Annotated in this window: 16 protein-coding genes; 12 read left to right on the plus strand and 4 right to left on the minus strand. The window is 64.5% G+C overall.

What is annotated here, in order from left to right; genetic code table 11:
- Nucleotides 1-10 precede the first annotated feature (10 nt).
- From fabA to LU684_RS13700, 4 genes are all read right to left on the minus strand, one after another.
- Entirely contained in the window at nt 11-526 is a 516-nt protein-coding gene (gene fabA / locus LU684_RS13685) for a 3-hydroxyacyl-[acyl-carrier-protein] dehydratase FabA (protein WP_232894735.1), read from the minus strand.
- Between the two features lie 207 nt (nt 527-733).
- Complete coding sequence (locus LU684_RS13690; protein WP_023048071.1) at nt 734-2,665, minus strand: ATP-binding protein; 1,932 nt, start codon at nt 2,663-2,665, stop codon at nt 734-736.
- Complete coding sequence (locus LU684_RS13695) at nt 2,662-3,552, minus strand: ABC transporter substrate-binding protein (protein ID WP_016488265.1); 891 nt, start codon at nt 3,550-3,552, stop codon at nt 2,662-2,664. Before LU684_RS13695 ends, LU684_RS13690 begins: the two co-directional genes overlap by 4 nt.
- Entirely contained in the window at nt 3,552-5,699 is a 2,148-nt protein-coding gene (locus LU684_RS13700; protein WP_232894736.1) for a TonB-dependent receptor plug domain-containing protein, read from the minus strand. Before LU684_RS13700 ends, LU684_RS13695 begins: the two co-directional genes overlap by 1 nt.
- A gap of 241 nt (nt 5,700-5,940) precedes the next feature.
- On the opposite strand from LU684_RS13700, the gene LU684_RS13705 reads away from it, so the two are divergent.
- The 12 genes from LU684_RS13705 to kdpC all read left to right on the plus strand — a co-directional run bounded on the left by LU684_RS13705 (nt 5,941) and on the right by kdpC (nt 16,596).
- The gene (locus LU684_RS13705) at nt 5,941-6,966 is read left to right on the plus strand and encodes an NAD(P)H-dependent glycerol-3-phosphate dehydrogenase (protein WP_096426560.1); all 1,026 of its coding nucleotides are present in this window, start codon (nt 5,941-5,943) and stop codon (nt 6,964-6,966) included.
- A gap of 36 nt (nt 6,967-7,002) precedes the next feature.
- Nucleotides 7,003-7,350: a DUF4389 domain-containing protein gene (locus tag LU684_RS13710; RefSeq protein ID WP_016498711.1), complete on the plus strand. Its 348-nt coding sequence runs from the start codon at nt 7,003-7,005 to the stop codon at nt 7,348-7,350.
- Nucleotides 7,347-7,805 carry a phosphohistidine phosphatase SixA gene (sixA, locus tag LU684_RS13715; protein ID WP_016488262.1) on the plus strand — a complete coding sequence of 153 codons (459 nt, stop codon included), beginning with the start codon at nt 7,347-7,349 and terminating at the stop codon, nt 7,803-7,805. The genes LU684_RS13710 and sixA overlap by 4 nt, the downstream gene beginning before the upstream one ends.
- A 101-nt stretch (nt 7,806-7,906) precedes the next feature.
- A complete protein-coding gene (locus LU684_RS13720; protein WP_023048239.1) occupies nt 7,907-8,293 on the plus strand; it encodes a hypothetical protein in 387 nt (128 codons plus the stop codon).
- 93 nt (nt 8,294-8,386) lie between these two features.
- A complete protein-coding gene (locus LU684_RS13725) occupies nt 8,387-9,175 on the plus strand; it encodes an alpha/beta fold hydrolase (protein WP_016488260.1) in 789 nt (262 codons plus the stop codon).
- Entirely contained in the window at nt 9,172-10,026 is an 855-nt protein-coding gene (locus tag LU684_RS13730) for an alpha/beta hydrolase (RefSeq protein WP_191086811.1), read from the plus strand. Before LU684_RS13725 ends, LU684_RS13730 begins: the two co-directional genes overlap by 4 nt.
- A 109-nt stretch (nt 10,027-10,135) precedes the next feature.
- The gene (locus LU684_RS13735; protein ID WP_016488258.1) at nt 10,136-10,930 is read left to right on the plus strand and encodes a DUF4892 domain-containing protein; all 795 of its coding nucleotides are present in this window, start codon (nt 10,136-10,138) and stop codon (nt 10,928-10,930) included.
- Nucleotides 10,931-10,942: 12 nt separating this feature from the next.
- Complete coding sequence (locus LU684_RS13740) at nt 10,943-11,995, plus strand: AI-2E family transporter (RefSeq protein WP_016488257.1); 1,053 nt, start codon at nt 10,943-10,945, stop codon at nt 11,993-11,995.
- A 175-nt stretch (nt 11,996-12,170) separates the two neighbouring features.
- Complete coding sequence (gene kdpF / locus LU684_RS13745; protein ID WP_003251485.1) at nt 12,171-12,260, plus strand: K(+)-transporting ATPase subunit F; 90 nt, start codon at nt 12,171-12,173, stop codon at nt 12,258-12,260.
- Between the two features lie 9 nt (nt 12,261-12,269).
- The gene (gene kdpA, locus LU684_RS13750) at nt 12,270-13,964 is read left to right on the plus strand and encodes a potassium-transporting ATPase subunit KdpA (protein ID WP_016488256.1); all 1,695 of its coding nucleotides are present in this window, start codon (nt 12,270-12,272) and stop codon (nt 13,962-13,964) included.
- 9 nt (nt 13,965-13,973) lie between these two features.
- Nucleotides 13,974-16,028 carry a potassium-transporting ATPase subunit KdpB gene (gene kdpB / locus LU684_RS13755; protein WP_016488255.1) on the plus strand — a complete coding sequence of 685 codons (2,055 nt, stop codon included), beginning with the start codon at nt 13,974-13,976 and terminating at the stop codon, nt 16,026-16,028.
- A 10-nt stretch (nt 16,029-16,038) separates the two neighbouring features.
- Nucleotides 16,039-16,596: a potassium-transporting ATPase subunit KdpC gene (kdpC, locus tag LU684_RS13760; protein ID WP_023048236.1), complete on the plus strand. Its 558-nt coding sequence runs from the start codon at nt 16,039-16,041 to the stop codon at nt 16,594-16,596.
- Nucleotides 16,597-16,664: the final 68 nt, after the last annotated feature.

Consider the following 16,664-nt stretch of genomic DNA (forward strand, 5'->3'; position numbering starts at 1 on the left):
CGAATAACCCTTAGAAATTGTCAGTGGAAGTGAACACGCCGACCCGCAGGCCTTCGGCAGTGTAGATCTCACGGCCGTCGACGCTGACCGAGCCATCGGCGATGGCCATGTTCAGCTTGCCCTTCAGGACACGCTTGATCTGAATGTTGTAGGTGACTTTCTTGGCTTCGGGCAGTACCTGACCGAAGAACTTCACCTCGCCCGAGCCCAGGGCGCGGCCGCGGCCCGGCAGGCCTTGCCAACCGAGGAAGAAGCCAACCAGCTGCCACATGGCGTCGAGGCCCAGGCAGCCCGGCATGACCGGATCGCCTTCGAAGTGGCAGGCGAAGAACCACAGGTCCGGGGTGATATCCAGCTCGGCGACCAATTCACCTTTGCCGTGCTTGCCGCCTTCTTCGCTGATATGGGTGATGCGATCGACCATCAGCATGTTCGGCGCGGGCAGTTGCGCATTACCTGGGCCGAACAGCTCACCGCGACTGCAGCGCAGCAGGTCTTCCCGAGTAAAGGCGTGTTGTTTGGTCATGCGAGCTCCTCAATAACCCCCTGTGGCAGGGGATGAATCTTCCCGGCCGGCCCGAAAACCAACGGCTTCGAGACGGCAGCCTACAGGTAGACTATTGCGTTGTGGTGAAAGTCACAGCGCACCTGCCGAAAGAAGTACAGGTGTGCACTGAAACGTCTATTTTCAGGTCCGATGAAGGTCCTGTCCAGTGTTTAAGACTGCCGCACTTTAGCATTTATCGCCAGTCGCGGTTGTCTGACCGGGCAACCAGCGTTGCAGCACCCGCTGCAGTTCGGTGCGACGCAAGGGTTTGCTCAGGTAGTCGTCCATGCCGGCGGCCATGCAACGCTCGCGGTCGCCCTGCAAGGCATTGGCGGTCAAGGCGATGATCGGTAGGCCGGCGCCGTTGGGCAGCTGGCGTATGCGCCGGGTAGCTTCGTAGCCATCCAGGTGCGGCAGGCGGCAGTCCATCAGCACAGCGGCAAAGCGCTGCCGGCCAACCAGGTCGACCGCCTCCAGGCCGTCTTCGGCCGTGCATACCGCCAGGCCCAGACTGCGCAGCATGGCTTCGATGACACTTTGGTTGACCGGATTGTCCTCTACCAGCAGTACCTGATCGTTGTCAGACACCGTGGTTGGCGCAGCTGCTGGCGGCGTCAGCGCGACGGGGGCAGGGCTGGCGAGGGCCAGCGGCATCTCCAGGGTAAAGGTGGAACCCAGGCCTTCACGGCTTTCACCGCGCAGCTTGCCGCCCATGCGCTCGGCAAGGGTGCGGGCGATGGACAGCCCTAGCCCGGTACCGCCATACCGGCGGGAAATCGAGCTGTCAGCCTGCTGGAACGCAACGAACATCATCTCCAGGCGGGCGCTGTCAATGCCGATACCGGTGTCGCGCACGCTGCAGGTCAGCCAGATCAGCTGCCGGTCGAGTACCTGCCAGCGCGCCTCCACCTGCACTTGCCCGCGTTCGGTGAATTTCAGGGCGTTGCCGATCAGGTTCAGCAGGATCTGGCGGATGCGCGTGGGGTCGCCGTTCACCTGCAGTTGCCCGATACCGGGCGGCAGTTGCAGGTGCAGGCCCAGGCCGCGCTGCTGGGCGCTGTGCTGGAACGACTGGACACTGCTGGTGATCAGCTCGGCGAGGTTGAAGTCGATGTGTTCCAGTTGCAGCGCGGCGCGCTCGATGCGCGAGAAGTCGAGGATGTCATTGATGACTTTCAGCAAATGCCCGGTGGATTCGCTGGCCACTGCGGTGTAGTCGGCCTGTTCGTTGCTCAGTGGCGTGGTTTCCAGCAATTGCAGCATGCCCAGCACGCCATTCATCGGGGTGCGCAGCTCATGGCTCATCATCGCCAGGAAGTCCGATTTGGCACGGTTGGCCTGTTCGGCCTCCTCACGGGCCTGGATCAGCTCGGCAATGGCCTGCTTCTGTTCGTCACTGGCCTGCTCCAAGGCGCTGGCCAGGTTGTTGATGTGGCGCGCCAGGTGGCCCAGTTCGCTGTCGTCGACCACTGGCAAGGGGGTGTTGTACTCGCCTTGCTGGATTGCCTTGACCGCATGCCCCATGTCGCTGATCGGCTTGGCCAGGCTCAAGGCCAGGCGACGCGCCAATATAAAGGTGAACAGCAGGGCGAACAGCGCCAGGATGCCGGCCTTGATCACGATTTCCTGTTGGCGTTGGCTGAAGGCGTCATCAGACATGCCGACGATCACCCGGCCCAGATAATCATCGCCAATGGCGGGTGAGGCGGCCTTGCCCTGCTGCAGGAAGTCGCTGTCCAGGCGGATTTGCTGCAGGCGTATGGGCGCCTGGAACACCTCGACACGTTGCGCGCGGTTAGCGCTCTCGTCGGACTGCTCGACGTACACAAGGATGTGGTTGCGGCTGTCCTGCACCTCGAGAAAGCGCACGTGCGGGATACTGAGGGTGGCACGCATCAGGCCTTCGAGCACTTCGTTGTTGCCTGAGATCACCCCGTACTCCGAGGCTGGGGCCAGCTGGTTGGCGATCAGTTGCCCGGTGTGGTTAAGCTCCTGGCGCAGGTCCTGGATCCGCACGAAGGTGAAGAAGCTGATCAGCAGCAAGGTCAGCAGCAGGGCAGGGCCCAGGCTGATGATTTGCGTGCGGGTGTGGATGTCCCAGCTCAGGCCTTTGCTCATGGGGTGGGCTCTCCTTCTGCCAGGGCCTTGGCGGCGGCGTTCGGATCGATCGGTTGCAGGCCCAGGGCGCGCGCCACCTGCTGGTTGCCGCTGACGCCGAAGCGTGCCGGGTACAGGCTGCGCGGCCAGCGCCCTGGCGGCTGGTCGAGCAACTGGTCAAGTACTGCCAGCCAGTCCTCCTGGTCGCTGTAGGTGCTGGCCAAGGCGCCGGCGCGAACAAAGCCGGCGTTCGGGCCGATCAGCGCCATCTGACGGCCATAACTGCTCAACAGCAGGTTCTTTGCAGTCTTGGAGTTGTACAGGTCCGGGTCATCCAGGCCCAGCAATACATCACTGTTACCCAGCAGGTGCTGCAGGGGGCGGCTGTCACGCAGGTCGGGCCAGGCCTGGGCAATGATCTCCAGGCCTAACGGTCGAGCCGCATGGCGCAGCTCTTCAAGCAGGAACCCACTGTGCTCGCCGTACAGCACTCCAATGCGCTGTGCCTGCGGCAGCAGGTAGCGCGCAAGGCGCAGTTGCCGGCCCAACGGCGGGTCACTCCACAGCAGGGTGAGGAACGCTGGGCGCGACTTTCCCAGGCGCTGCTCAGCCTGTACCCGGCTTATGCGCATGGCCAGCGCTGGCGGGCCGGCGTTTTCACCCAGCCGCCATTCCAGGGCGGCATTGTCCATCAGAATCAGGCGCTGGCCAGTTTTGAGCTTGCCAGGGCTTGGCAGGTCGGCTGTGGTCTGGAAATGCACATGATCGCCCGGCCGACGGCTTTCGAGTGCGGCGACGAAACTGCGGATGCCAGGCTGGTCTTGCGCGCCTACCAGCAGAATTTCGCTGGCGGACAACGGCCCCAAGGGCCACAGGCACAGCAGCAACAGGCGCAGCACCAAGGCCATCAGAACGCCAGCTCCGCGCTGAAGCTGAGGCGGTGGCGGCTGTCGTAGCGGTTCTGCACGGTCGTGGTCGGTTCGTCGTCCAAGCGCTGCTGCCAGAGCGCCGCCAGTTCCAGGTTGCTGCCCTGCACCCGAAAGCGTTTGGCCACGCGCAGGTCCAGGCGCTCGTAGCGGTACTGGTTGAGCGCATCGTCACCGTAGTAGAACAGCGCACTCGACCAGCCATCGCCCCATTCGCGCATCCAGCCGACCGAGCCGCTGTTGCGGGCGGTGAGGCGGCGGTCGTCGGGGTTGCTGGCCCAGACATCGACATAGGCATAGGTCAGGCGCAGGCGGTCACGCAGGGTGGGGCGCCAGTCCAGTTGCGTCTCGCTGCCGCTGAACCGGGCCTTGTTGGCGTTGCTGGCGATGTACTGGTTGTTCTTCAGGGGCTCGCTGATCATGCCGGTGATCTCGTCATAGAACAGCTTCACATCCATGCTCAGGTCGATGTCGCTGAAGTAGCCGTTGTAGCCCAGTTCGCGCGAGCGCATGCGCTCCTGGTCGAGGTCGCCTGGGCCGCGGGTCTTGACGAAATACTCGCCGTGCTGCTGGCCGAACACGTCGCGGCTGAGGTTTTTGACCGTGTAGCTCCAGTTGATGTTGTTCTCGAACATGTCGGGCGAGCGCACCGCCTCGGAATACACTGCGCGCAGGCCGTGGCGCGGGGTGATCAGGTAGTTGACCGCTACGCGCGGCGTCAGCGAACTGCCCGACAGACGCGAATCTTCGAGCATGGCCCCGCCCTGCAAGATCCAGTGCTCGTCGGCGCGCCATTCCAGCTGGCCGAACAGGCGCCAGGTCTGGTCATCGATGCTGCCGTTGAAGTAAGTCTGCGAGTCGGCACGATCATAGCGGTAATTCACCCCACTGAGCAGGCGCAGGCTGTCGGTGAGGCTGAGGGTGTCCTGGATTTCCAGGTCATAGCGGGTTTCGCGCGTGCTCTGGTCGACATCGCCGCACACCGCACTGCTGCCGCCCTGGTTGTTCCACTGATCCTTGATGGCATCGACCAGCGCTTGTTCAGCAGGGTTGTTGCTGGGCGGCGGGTTGTTGGCACCGCGTGCCACCCGCTCGGCGTAGTTGGGGTTCATCTGCCACAGCCGGGTCAGTTCGGGGCTGAACGACAACGCGGCATCACAGGCCCGCCAGACCTGTTGGCGGTCAAAGTGTTGGGCAGAACCCTGCACATACAGGCTGTGATCGGGGTTGAAATCGATGTTCCAGCGTACCGACCCTGCGTAGTCCTTGGCATTGACGTCGGCATTGTCGCCGCGCTGGGTGACGTAGGGGAAGACAGGTTGGTAGGTGTAAGGCCGCTGGTTGCTGCCTTCTTTTGCCGCCAGTTGCCATTCCAGGGTCTGGTTCAGCGACAGATTGTGGCTGGCACTGAGGTTGAAACGGGTCAGCCGGCGGCTGTCCCGGTAATCCTGGCCGAACGGGTCGTGGTCGAAACCGTCGTCCTGCTGGCCCGACAGTGACAGGCGCATGTCGCCGCCCTCCCAGCCGAAGCCGTGGCTGGCATAGAAGTCATTGATGCCGTCCTCACCTCGGGTCACCTTCAGCCGTGTGCCGTGGCTGTCGGCAGGGTTGCGGGTGAGAATGTTGACCACCGCCATCAGCGCGTTGGCGCCGTAGCTGACCGTGTTGGGGCCGCGGAACACCTCGATGCGCTCGATGTCTTCCATGGCCAGGGGGATGTCGCTCCAGTCTACCGTGGCCAGGCCTGCACGGTACACCGAGCGGCCATCGATCAGCACCTGCATGCGCCGTGCTTCGCTGGCGTTGCTGCCGTGGTAGTTGACCGTCGGCTGGTTGCCGGCACCGTAGCCGATCATCATGCCCGGTACCAGGCGCAGCAGTTCGGGGATGTCACGTGCGCCGCTGGCGCGGATCAGTTCGCTGTCGAGCACGGTCATGCTGCCCGGGACTGCCGCCGGGGATTGTTTCAGGCGCGTGGCGGTCAGAACCTGCGGCAGGTCACTGTTGTCGATGAACAGGTCGTCGCCCATGGCCGGGCCACCGAGCAAGGCAGTCAGTATCAGCAGGCGCGGGAACGGGGGCGTGCCAGGGAACACGGGGGGGCCTTGTATCAGGAATGGAACAGGCATGGTAACTGACCTTGGCGTATTTTCCAGTGATCTGCGGCGGTTTTGCAGCGTGTCTGTCCTGACGCTTTTATGGGGGCGAAAATCGAGCGCCGCCCGGGCGGCGCATCGCGAGCCAGCTCGCGCCTGCAGGGGTTGCAACGTGGCCATGACAGTGTCATCTGCGTTGCTGGCCTTGGCGCAAGGCAGGCGAGCCGTATAATGACGGGGTCGCCACTTAACTTTTGGCTTTAACGGATTGGATATGACTGAACAGCAACCTGTTGCAGTTCTGGGAGGCGGCAGCTTTGGCACCGCCGTGGCGAACCTGCTGGCGCAAAACGGTGTGCCGGTGCGCCAATGGATGCGCGACCCGGCGCAGGCCGAGGCCATGCGCGTCAACCGCGAAAACCCGCGCTACCTCAAGGGCATCCGCCTGCATGATGGCGTGGAGCCGGTCAACGACCTGCTGGGCACCTTGCAGGCCAGCGCGTTGATTTTTGTCGCCCTGCCATCCAGCGCCTTGCGCAGTGTGCTGGCGCCCCACGCCGAGCTGTTGCGGGGCAAGGGCCTGGTCAGCCTGACCAAGGGGATCGAGGCGCAAAGCTTCAAACTGATGAGCCAGATCCTTGAAGAGATCGCCCCCGATGCCCGCATCGGCGTGCTGTCGGGCCCCAACCTGGCCCGCGAGATCGCCGAACATGCGCTGACTGCCACGGTGGTCGCCAGTGAGGACGAACAGCTCTGCCAGCAAGTGCAGGCCGTACTGCATGGGCGTACCTTCCGTGTCTACGCCAGCGCCGACCGCTTCGGCGTCGAGCTGGGCGGGGCGCTGAAAAACGTCTATGCCATTATCGCGGGCATGGCCGTGGCCTTGGGCATGGGCGAGAACACCAAGAGCATGCTGATTACCCGGGCCTTGGCCGAGATGACCCGCTTTGCCGTCAGCCAGGGTGCCAACCCCATGACCTTCCTTGGCCTGGCCGGTGTGGGTGACCTGATCGTCACCTGCTCCTCGCCCAAGAGCCGCAACTACCAGGTGGGCCATGCGCTGGGTCAGGGCCTGAGCCTGGAGCAGGCGGTCAACCGCCTGGGCGAAGTGGCCGAAGGCGTCAACACCCTCAAGGTGCTCAAGGCCAAGGCGCAGGAGGTGCAGGTGTACATGCCGCTGGTGGCCGGCCTGCATGCCATCCTGTTCGAAGGCCGCACGTTGAACCAGGTGATCGAGCACCTGATGCGCGCCGAGCCCAAGACCGATGTCGATTTCATTTCCATCAGCGGTTTCAACTGAGCCCTTGGCGGCTCTGACACGAGCAAGGAGCAACACATGAACGATACGCCCGAACGCGCCCAGCGTGAGTCGATCATCCTGCGGGTCCTGTGGATGCTGGTGTTCCTGGTAGTCTGGCAACTGGCCGAATTGCTGCTCGGCGGCCTGGTGCTGGTGCAACTGATCTACCGCCTGGTGTATGGCGCGCCCAGCGCCAGCCTGATGAACTTCGGCGACAGCCTGAGCCAATACCTGGCGCAGATCGGCCGCTATGGCAGCTTCCACACTGAGCAGAAGCCCTGGCCGTTTGCCGACTGGCCAGCACCGCGTGCTCCGGAAGGCGAGGCGCCGCATGCCGTGGCCCCGGCCCCGCACCCGGTGCGGGACGAGGAACCCAAGCTGTGAAGCTGTGGGTGCTGCGCCACGGTGAGGCAGAGCCGCGGGCCAATACCGATGCCGAGCGCCGCCTGACCGCCCATGGCCGCGAGCAGGTGCTGCACAGCGCTGCTCGCCTGTTGGGGCAGCCGTTGCAGGCGATCATCGCCAGCCCCTACGTGCGCGCCCAGCAAACGGCCGCGCTGGTGCATGACACGCTGGGTTTCAGGGAGCCGGTGCGCACCGTGCCCTGGCTGACGCCAGAGCATGATGTGCAGCAGGTGATCGGCGAAATCGAACGGCTGGGCCTGGAGCATGTACTGCTGGTCAGCCACCAGCCGCTGGTAGGCACCTTGGTTGGCGCGCTGGAGCATGGTCATCAGCAGCAACCGGCGGCCATGAGCACTGCCAGCCTGGCGGAGCTGGAAGGGGATTGGCCACTGGCCGGGCTGATGACCCTCCGGGCGATCAACCCACCGGTGTGATGCCCCCGCAGATCGACAAGGCAACTGGCATTTTTGTCAGTTGTCGCACTTGATGGCCTCTTGCTAGCGTTGCCTCAAAGCAATCAGGCAGGGAGCAACGGATGAGCGGTGACATGCGGGAGCTGTTGAGTTCCCTTGACCTGCAACCCACCGTAGACAAAGTGGGGCAAGGTATTGCGCTGGACTTTGCCCAGTACAGCCTGCTGCGCGATTCGGCCGACGCCAAGCTCTACCAACTGCTGCACAAGGTCAACGGCAACGGCAAGCTGGAACCTGCTACCAGGCAGCAAAGCGAGCAAGACCTGCGCACGCTTCAGGACGCCTGCCTGCGAGTCTCCCACCTGCTGCAAACCAGTTGTCTGGCGTTGCGCCGCCTGCAGCTGGACTTTCAGGACCAGCGCCTGGCCCGTGAGGCGTTGGAAAGCCAGTTGGCCTACATGCAGGCCTGCTTGCGCCGGTCTCTGGCCAGCTTTGACCGCTCGGCGTGACCTGATAGCCCTCGTCGATGACCTTTCCGGATGTTGCTCAATGGCGTCCCGATGCCGACAATGAGCCATCATCTTCCGTCTGGACCAGGCGCCATGTCGCAGCAGATCTTCTTCGCTCATGCCAACGGTTTCCCTTCGGCCACGTATGGCAAGCTGTTCGCTGCCCTGGCGCCGGACTACCAGGTGCAGCACCTGGCCCAGCATGGGCACGATCCGCGCTTTCCGGTAGACGACAACTGGCAGAGCCTGGTCGATGAACTGCTGCATCACCTGGCACAGCAGGACCAGCCCATCTGGGGGGTCGGGCACTCGCTGGGCGGGGTGTTGCACCTGCACGCTGCATTGCGTCGTCCTGAGTACTACCGCGGGGTGGTAATGCTCGACTCGCCGGTGCTTACCCGTGCTGACCAGTGGCTGCTGCGCACCGCCAAGCGTTTTGGCTTCATTGACCGCATCACGCCCGCCGGGCGCACGCTGGGGCGACGCGAAGTCTTTAGTGACCGCGACAGTGCCCGGGACTACTTTGCCGGCAAATCACTGTTTCGCCATTTTGACCCAGACTGCCTTGAAGCCTATGTCGAACATGGCTTGCAGGCGATGGAGCAGGGACTGCAATTGCGCTTCGATCCCGCCACCGAAATCAGTATCTACCGCAGCATCCCGCACACCAGCCCCGCGCCTGCCCGGCAGTTGCAGGTGCCGCTGGCCATGGTGCGCGGCCAGCGCAGCAACGTCATTCGCCGTCACCACACCCTGGCGGTGCGCGGCATGCCCAAAGGCGAATATCACAGTGTGCCCGGCGGGCACATGTTCCCGTTGGAGCGCCCGACCGACACCGCCAGCCTGATCAAGGGCCTGTTCGACCGCTGGAGCCAGGTATGAGCGCGCAGGTGGAGGAAGTCCGTCTGAGCCTGGGCCATATCGAACTGGCGGCTCACCTGTTCGGCCCCGAAGACGGGCTGCCGGTGATTGCCCTGCATGGCTGGCTGGATAACGCCAATAGCTTCGCCCGCCTGGCGCCGCAACTGAAGGGCGTGCGGATCGTCGCCCTGGACCTGGCCGGGCACGGTTACTCGGAGCATCGCCCGCCTGGCGCCGGCTATGCCTTGGCCGACTATGCCCACGACGTGCTGCGGGTTGCCGAGCAGCTGGGTTGGCAGCGTTTCGGCTTGCTAGGCCATTCGCTGGGCGCAATCATTTCCGTACAACTGGCCGGCGCCTTGCCCGACCGGGTCAGCCACCTGGCGCTGATCGACGGGGTCATCCCGCCAACCGGTGCCGAGCAGGACGCTGGCGAACGGTTAGGGATGGCCCTGCAAGCCCAGCTGCGGCTGGATGGCAAACGCAAGTCGGTGTACGCCACCCTGGAAGAAGGCGTGCATGCCCGGATGAAAGGCATGGTCGCGGTCAGCCGTGAGGCTGCCGAATTGCTGGCGCAACGTGGCCTGATGCCAGTGCCCGGGGGTTACAGCTGGCGCAGTGACAGCCGCCTCACCCTGCCATCGCCGGTGCGCCTGAGTGAAGCCCAGGCCATGGCCCATGTGCGCCGGGTGCGTTGCCCGGCGCTGTTGGTGGTGGCCGCTGAAGGTATGCTGGCGCGCCACGCCGCGTTGCTGGAGCAGCTACCCTTTGAGCAGGCGACGCTGCCCGGTGGCCATCACCTGCACCTGAATGACCAGCAGGGCGCGGCCCTTGTCGCAGACTGTATCAATCGCTTCTTTGGCTTTGCTTGACTTGCACCGGACAAGTGTCGAGGCTTGGCGGGTTGAACAGGGAGACAACCATGCAACTGCCAGACATCCTGGAGCTTCATTTCGGCGCCGCGCGCCGCCTGGTTCGCCAATGAGCGCGCCTGTTGCCATCCGTAATGCTGTCGTCGCCTGCCTGGCGCTTGCCAGCCCGGTATTGTGGGCCGGCAGCCTGCCGGTGCCGGTGGACGCAAAGGTTGTTGACCAGCGCCCGGCCGTGGAGCAGGAACGCGTCTACCCCATGGGCCCGCTGCGCAAGATCAGCGGTCGTCTGCGGGTCGATAACAAAGTCGAGAGCCGGGGGCAGGTCAGCTCGGTCACCTACGAACTGCCGGTCGAACGTACAGCCCGTGAAGCCTTCACCAGTGCCCGCGAAGCACTGCAGCGTGATGGGGGTTACCCATTGTTCTGGTGCCAGGGTCGCGATTGCGGCGAGGCCAGCCTGTGGGGCAACGATGTGTTCGCCAATGCCCGCCTCAACGGTGGTGACGAGCAGCAGGCGTTCATCCTGCTACGCCGCTCGGCAGCCGAGGCCGACACGCTGGTCGCGCTGTACAGCGTTACCCGCGGCAACCGCCGCGCCTACCTGCATGTGGAGGAGTTCGTCGCCGCCAGCCCGCTGGGCGAGCTTCTGCCAACCGCCGCCACGGTGCTGCGCGAAATGCGCGACACCGGCAAGCTCGACTACCCTGACCTTGCGGCGCCGCAAGACGCCTGGGTGAACCTGCTGGCCCGCAGCCTGAACCTCGACAGCACCTTGCGCGCCAGCCTAAGCGGCGCCCAGGCTGAAGCCTGGCGTGAGGCGCTGGTCAAGGCAGGCGTACGCAATGGCCGCCTTGAAGTCGGCAGCGCACCCACCGATGGCCTGCACCTTGAATTGATCCGTTGAACGAGCGCCACCATGGTTAACAATGACCGCCTGCTGATCCAGATTCTGCTGCTGGCCTTGCTGGGTGCCGGCCTTTGGGTGATGGCACCGTTCATTTCTGCATTGCTGTGGGGGGCTATCCTGGCTTTTGCCAGCTGGCCGTTGATGCGCTTGCTGACGCGTGTGCTGGGCGGCCGTGAAACCCTGGCGGCCAGCCTGCTGACCACGGCCTGGATACTGATCGTGGCACTGCCGCTGGTGTGGCTGGGGTTCAACCTGGCCGATCATATTCGCGATGCTACGGCGTTTGTGCGTGACGTGCAGGTCGACGGGCTGCCCGATGCGCCGGCCTGGCTGGGTGGCATTCCATTTGTGGGCGAGCGCCTGGTCAACGGGTGGCAATCCCTGGACCAGCAGGGCGCAGCCCTGCTGGCCTCGGCCAAGCCCTACTTCGGGCAAGTGGGCAACTGGTTGCTGGCGCGCAGTGCGCAGATTGGCAGCGGCGTGCTGGAACTGACCCTGAGCCTGGTGTTCGTGTTCTTCTTCTACCGCGACGGGCCGCGCCTGGCAGCATTCGTGCTGCGCTTGCTGCACCGCCTGGTGGGCGAGCGCGCCGAGTATTACCTGGAACTGGTAGCCGGTACCGTTCAGCGGGTGGTCAACGGGGTAATCGGCACGGCGGCTGCGCAGGCCGCGCTGGCGCTGATCGGCTTTCTGATCGCGGGGGTACCCGGCGCGATCGTGCTGGGCCTGGTGACCTTCATGCTCAGCCTGATCCCCATGGGCCCGCCACTGGCCTGGATCCCGGCCACTGCCTGGCTGGTGTGGAAGGGCGAATACGGCATGGCGGTGTTCCTGGGTATCTGGGGCACCTTCGTCATCAGCGGCGTGGACAACGTGCTCAAGCCCTACCTGATCAGCCGTGGCGGCAACCTGCCGCTGGTGATCGTGCTGCTGGGCGTATTCGGAGGCTTGCTTGCCTTTGGCTTCATTGGCCTGTTCATCGGCCCGACCTTGCTGGCGGTAGGTTACAGCCTGCTGCTGGACTGGAGCCGTAACGCGGCGCAACAGCCGCCACAACAGTAAGTCCGCGCCGGCCTCTTTGCGGGCGTGCCCGCGAAGAGGCCGTTACAGGCAGACCCAGCGCTGATCTTTACGCATTCTTTATCCCCACGCCCATCCCCCGATCTCGCCCCTTTACGCCCCTCCCTCGGACAATTTCCCCAAAGCGGCCCAAGCCGTACCACGGGGAGATCCACACATGAACATGCTCGACGGGCTGTCACTGCTGCTGGCAGTGGCCTTGGCGTTTTATCTGCTGGTGGCGCTGCTGCGCGCCGATCGCAGCTAGGGAGCGGCCATGCACAGTTACGATTTCGCCTTGCTCCTGGCGTTCTTTGCCATCGTGCTGCTACCCGCACCCTGGCTTGGGCGGTTCTACTTCAAGGTCATGGAAGGCCAGCGCACCTGGCTGTCGCCGCTACTCGGCCCGGTCGAGCAAGCCTGCTACCGGCTGGCGGGCGTGAACGCCATCCAGGAGCAGAACTGGCGGCAGTACACCCTGGCCCTGCTGGCCTTCAACCTGGTCGGGTTCCTGCTGCTGTTCGCCGTGCTGCTGTTGCAGGGGTACCTGCCGCTCAACCCGCAGCACCTGCCAGGCCAGGAATGGTCGCTGGCGTTCAACACCGCCGTCAGTTTCGTGACCAACACCAACTGGCAGGCCTACAGCGGTGAAGCGTCGGTCAGCTACCTCAGCCAGATGCTCGGCCTGACCGTGCAGAACTTTGTCAGTGCTGCCACCGGCCTGGCCGTGCTGGTGGCGCTGTGCCGTGGCATTGCCCGGCGCAGCGCGTCGACGCTGGGCAACTTCTGGGTCGACATGACCCGTGCCACCCTCTACGGCTTGCTGCCGCTGTGCGTGCTGCTGGCGCTGTTGCTGGTCTGGCAGGGCGTACCGCAGACCTTTGCCGACTATGCCCATGCGCTGACCTTGCAAGGTACTGACCAGACCATTCCACTGGGCCCGGCCGCCAGCCAGATCGCTATCAAGCAATTGGGTACCAATGGCGGCGGCTTCTTCGGCGTCAACTCGGCGCATCCGTTCGAAAACCCTACGGCCTGGAGCAACCTGTTCGAGGTGGCTTCGATCATTCTCATTCCGGTGGCCCTGGTGTTCACCTTCGGCCACTACGTGAAGGACTTGCGCCAGAGCCGCGCCATCCTGGCCTGCATGCTTGCCCTGTTCCTGATCGGTGGCAGCACGGCGTTGTGGTCCGAGCATCAACCCAACCCGGCGCTGCAGAGCCCACAGGTGCAGCAGACTGCACCCCTGGAGGGCAAGGAAAGCCGCTTCGGCACCACCGGTTCGGTGCTGTGGACGGTCACTACCACCGCGGCCTCCAACGGTTCGGTCAATGCCATGCACGACAGCCTGAACCCGCTGACCGGCATGGTGGCGATGGTCAACATGATGGTCGGCGAGGTGATATTCGGCGGCGTCGGCGCGGGTCTCTACGGGATGCTGCTGTTCGTCCTGATCGCGGTATTCCTGGCCGGGCTGATGATTGGCCGCACCCCGGAGTACCTGGGTAAAAAGCTGCAGGCCCGTGAGGTGCAGTTGCTGGTGGCGACCCTGCTGGTGATGCCGGTCGGCGTCCTGATACTCGGCGCCATTGCCGCCAGCCTGCCAGGCCCGGCGGGGGCGGTCAGCAACCCGGGGGCGCACGGTTTCAGCCAACTGCTGTACGCCTACACCTCGGGCACTGCCAACAATGGCTCGGCCTTCGCCGGTTTCGGTGCCAACACGGTGTACCACAACCTGATGATCGGCCTGGCCATGCTCATTGGCCGCTTCGGCTACATCCTGCCAATCCTGGCCCTGGCCGGCAGCCTGGCGGCCAAGAAGAGTGCGCCACAGGGGCAAAACAGCTTCCCCACCCACGGCCCGCTGTTCACCGGCCTGCTGCTGGTGACCATCTTGCTGGTCGGCGGCCTGACCTTCCTGCCGACCCTGGCCCTTGGGCCAATCGCCGAACACCTGAGCCTGGGTTTTTGAGGACCGATCATGAACATGCCCATTCCTGAAGTGAATACCCGGCACACTGCCAAGGACCAGACGCGCTTTGCCGCGCTGTGGCGCCCGGCGCTGGTGCAGGCGTTTGTCAAACTCGACCCGCGCCAGCTCAAGCGCTCGCCGGTGATGCTGGTGGTGGCCCTGACCGCAGTGCTCACCACCGTACTGTGCTTCGCCCCTGGCAATGGCGTGAGCACGGGTGTTGCCGTGCAGATCGCACTGTGGCTGTGGTTTACCGTGCTGTTCGCCAACTTCGCCGAGGCCCTGGCCGAAGGCCGTGGCAAGGCCCGCGCCGACAGCCTCAAGGCCGGTAGCCAAGGCCTGACTGCCCAGCGTCGCCAGCGGGATGGCAGTTACGAGACGGTTGCTGCCAGCGCGCTGCGCAAGGACGACGTTGTGCGCGTGGTCGCCGGCGAGATGATCCCCGGTGACGGCGAGGTGCTTGAAGGCATCGCGGCCGTCAACGAGGCCGCCATTACCGGCGAGTCCGCCCCCGTGATCCGCGAGTCCGGCGGCGACCGCTCGGCGGTGACCGGCAATACGCGGCTGGTCTCCGACTGGCTGCTGATCCGCATTACCAGCAACCCGGGCGAGTCGACCCTGGACCGCATGATTGCCCTGGTCGAAGGTGCCAAGCGGCAAAAGACCCCCAACGAGATCGCCCTCGACATCCTGCTGATCGGCCTGACGCTGATCTTCCTGATCGTGGTGGTGACTTTGCAGCCGTTCGCCCACTTTGCGGGTGGCAGCCTGCCGTTGATCTTCCTGGCCGCGCTGCTGGTGACGCTGATTCCCACCACCATCGGCGGCCTGCTGTCGGCCATCGGCATTGCCGGTATGGACCGGCTGGTGCGGCTGAACGTCATCGCCCGCTCGGGTCGCGCGGTCGAGGCCGCCGGTGACGTGCATACACTGATGCTCGACAAGACCGGCACCATCACCTTCGGCAACCGCCGCTGCAGCGCGCTGCATGCTGCGCCAGGTATCACCGCTCGCGAATTGGGTGAGGGCGCCTTGCTGGCCTCTCTGGCCGACGACACCGCCGAAGGCAAGTCGATTGTCGAATACCTGCGCCAGCTCCATGAGTTTGTCGAACCGGCGGCCGGGCAGTTCGACGCTGTGGCCTTCAGTGCCGAGACACGCCTGTCAGGCATCGACTACCAGCAGCACCGCTACCGCAAGGGTGCCGTCGATGCCGTGCTGGCATTTGTCGGCATGCAACGCCTGGAAATGCCCCCGGCGTTGGCCCGCGAAGTGGAGCGGATTGCCCAGAGCGGTGGTACGCCGCTGCTGGTGTGTATCGACAAGCGCCTGCTTGGCGTGATCCACCTCAAGGATGTGGTAAAGCCCGGCATCCGCGAGCGCTTCGCCGAGCTGCGCAAGCTGGGCATCCGCACGGTGATGGTGACCGGCGACAACCCGTTGACTGCCGCCGCCATCGCCGCAGAAGCGGGCGTGGATGACGTATTGGCAGAGGCCACCCCCGAGAAGAAGCTGGCGCGTATCCGCCAGGAGCAGAACGACGGCCGCCTGGTGGCCATGTGCGGCGACGGCGCCAACGACGCCCCGGCACTGGCCCAGGCCGATGTGGGTATGGCCATGAACGACGGCACCCAGGCCGCGCGCGAGGCGGCCAACATGGTCGACCTGGACAGCGACCCGACCAAACTGCTGGATGTGGTGCAGGTGGGCAAGGAATTGCTGGTGACCCGTGGTGCGTTGACCACGTTCTCCATTGCCAACGACGTGGCCAAGTACTTCGCCATCCTGCCAGCGCTGTTCGCCGCCATCTACCCACAGTTGGGCGTGCTCAACCTGATGCAGCTGGCCAGTCCGCAGAGCGCGATCCTGTCGGCCATCGTGTTCAATGCACTGATCATCATCGTGCTGATCCCGCTGGCGTTGCGTGGCGTACGCGTGCAGGCGGCCAGTGCGGCGCACCTGTTGCGGCGCAACCTGCTGATCTACGGGCTGGGCGGCATTGTGGTGCCGTTTGCCGGGATCAAGCTGATCGACCTGCTGCTCAATGCCCTGAACCTGGTCTGAGGAGGCCGCCATGAATGCTTATGTACGCCCGGCTTTAAGCCTGGCCCTGTTGATGACGCTGGTGACCGGCGCACTGTATCCGCTGGCAGTAACCGGCATCGCCCAGGTTGTTTTTCCGGAACAGGCCAATGGCAGCCTGGTGCGGGATGACCAGGGCCAGGTGCGCGGTTCGGCGTTGATCGCGCAGGATTTCAAGGGGGATGGCTGGTTCCATGCGCGGCCTTCGGCAGGCGCTTTTGCCACGGTGGCCAGCAGTGCCAGCAACCTTTCGCCTAGCAACCCGGCGCTGGCCGAGCGGGTCAAAGGGGAGGCGGCTAGCCTGTACCAGGCGCAGCAGGGGCCGGTGCCGCAGGCGTTGTTGACCACCTCGGGCAGCGGCCTCGACCCGCACCTGCCACCGGAGGCCGTGGCCTATCAGATCCCACGGGTGGCGGCGGCGCGTCAACTGCCGGTGGAACGCTTGCAAGCCTTGCAGGAAGAGGCCACCCTCCACCCAATGATCGGCCCACCGGTGGTCAATGTGCTGGCGTTGAACCAGGCCTTGGAAAAGCTCGCAATTACCAAATGAATTGAAGCGGTAGCAGGGACCCTGTGGGAGCGGGTTCACCCGCGAATGCGATGGTGCTGCCAGCAACG

It is taken from the genome of Pseudomonas sp. NMI542_15 (genome assembly GCF_021283425.1).
In the GTDB taxonomy this organism is placed as follows: domain Bacteria; phylum Pseudomonadota; class Gammaproteobacteria; order Pseudomonadales; family Pseudomonadaceae; genus Aquipseudomonas; species Aquipseudomonas fortuita.

Coding starts and splice junctions, on each gene's coding strand:
- fabA (WP_232894735.1), bottom strand. CDS start 526: ATGACCAAACAACACGCCTTTACTCGGGAAGACCTGCTGCGCTGCAGT.
- LU684_RS13690 (WP_023048071.1), bottom strand. CDS start 2,665: ATGAGCAAAGGCCTGAGCTGGGACATCCACACCCGCACGCAAATCATC.
- LU684_RS13695 (WP_016488265.1), bottom strand. CDS start 3,552: ATGGCCTTGGTGCTGCGCCTGTTGCTGCTGTGCCTGTGGCCCTTGGGG.
- LU684_RS13700 (WP_232894736.1), bottom strand. CDS start 5,699: ATGCCTGTTCCATTCCTGATACAAGGCCCCCCCGTGTTCCCTGGCACG.
- LU684_RS13705 (WP_096426560.1), top strand. CDS start 5,941: ATGACTGAACAGCAACCTGTTGCAGTTCTGGGAGGCGGCAGCTTTGGC.
- LU684_RS13710 (WP_016498711.1), top strand. CDS start 7,003: ATGAACGATACGCCCGAACGCGCCCAGCGTGAGTCGATCATCCTGCGG.
- LU684_RS13720 (WP_023048239.1), top strand. CDS start 7,907: ATGAGCGGTGACATGCGGGAGCTGTTGAGTTCCCTTGACCTGCAACCC.
- LU684_RS13725 (WP_016488260.1), top strand. CDS start 8,387: ATGTCGCAGCAGATCTTCTTCGCTCATGCCAACGGTTTCCCTTCGGCC.
- LU684_RS13730 (WP_191086811.1), top strand. CDS start 9,172: ATGAGCGCGCAGGTGGAGGAAGTCCGTCTGAGCCTGGGCCATATCGAA.
- LU684_RS13735 (WP_016488258.1), top strand. CDS start 10,136: ATGAGCGCGCCTGTTGCCATCCGTAATGCTGTCGTCGCCTGCCTGGCG.
- LU684_RS13740 (WP_016488257.1), top strand. CDS start 10,943: ATGGTTAACAATGACCGCCTGCTGATCCAGATTCTGCTGCTGGCCTTG.
- kdpF (WP_003251485.1), top strand. CDS start 12,171: ATGAACATGCTCGACGGGCTGTCACTGCTGCTGGCAGTGGCCTTGGCG.
- kdpA (WP_016488256.1), top strand. CDS start 12,270: ATGCACAGTTACGATTTCGCCTTGCTCCTGGCGTTCTTTGCCATCGTG.
- kdpB (WP_016488255.1), top strand. CDS start 13,974: ATGAACATGCCCATTCCTGAAGTGAATACCCGGCACACTGCCAAGGAC.
- kdpC (WP_023048236.1), top strand. CDS start 16,039: ATGAATGCTTATGTACGCCCGGCTTTAAGCCTGGCCCTGTTGATGACG.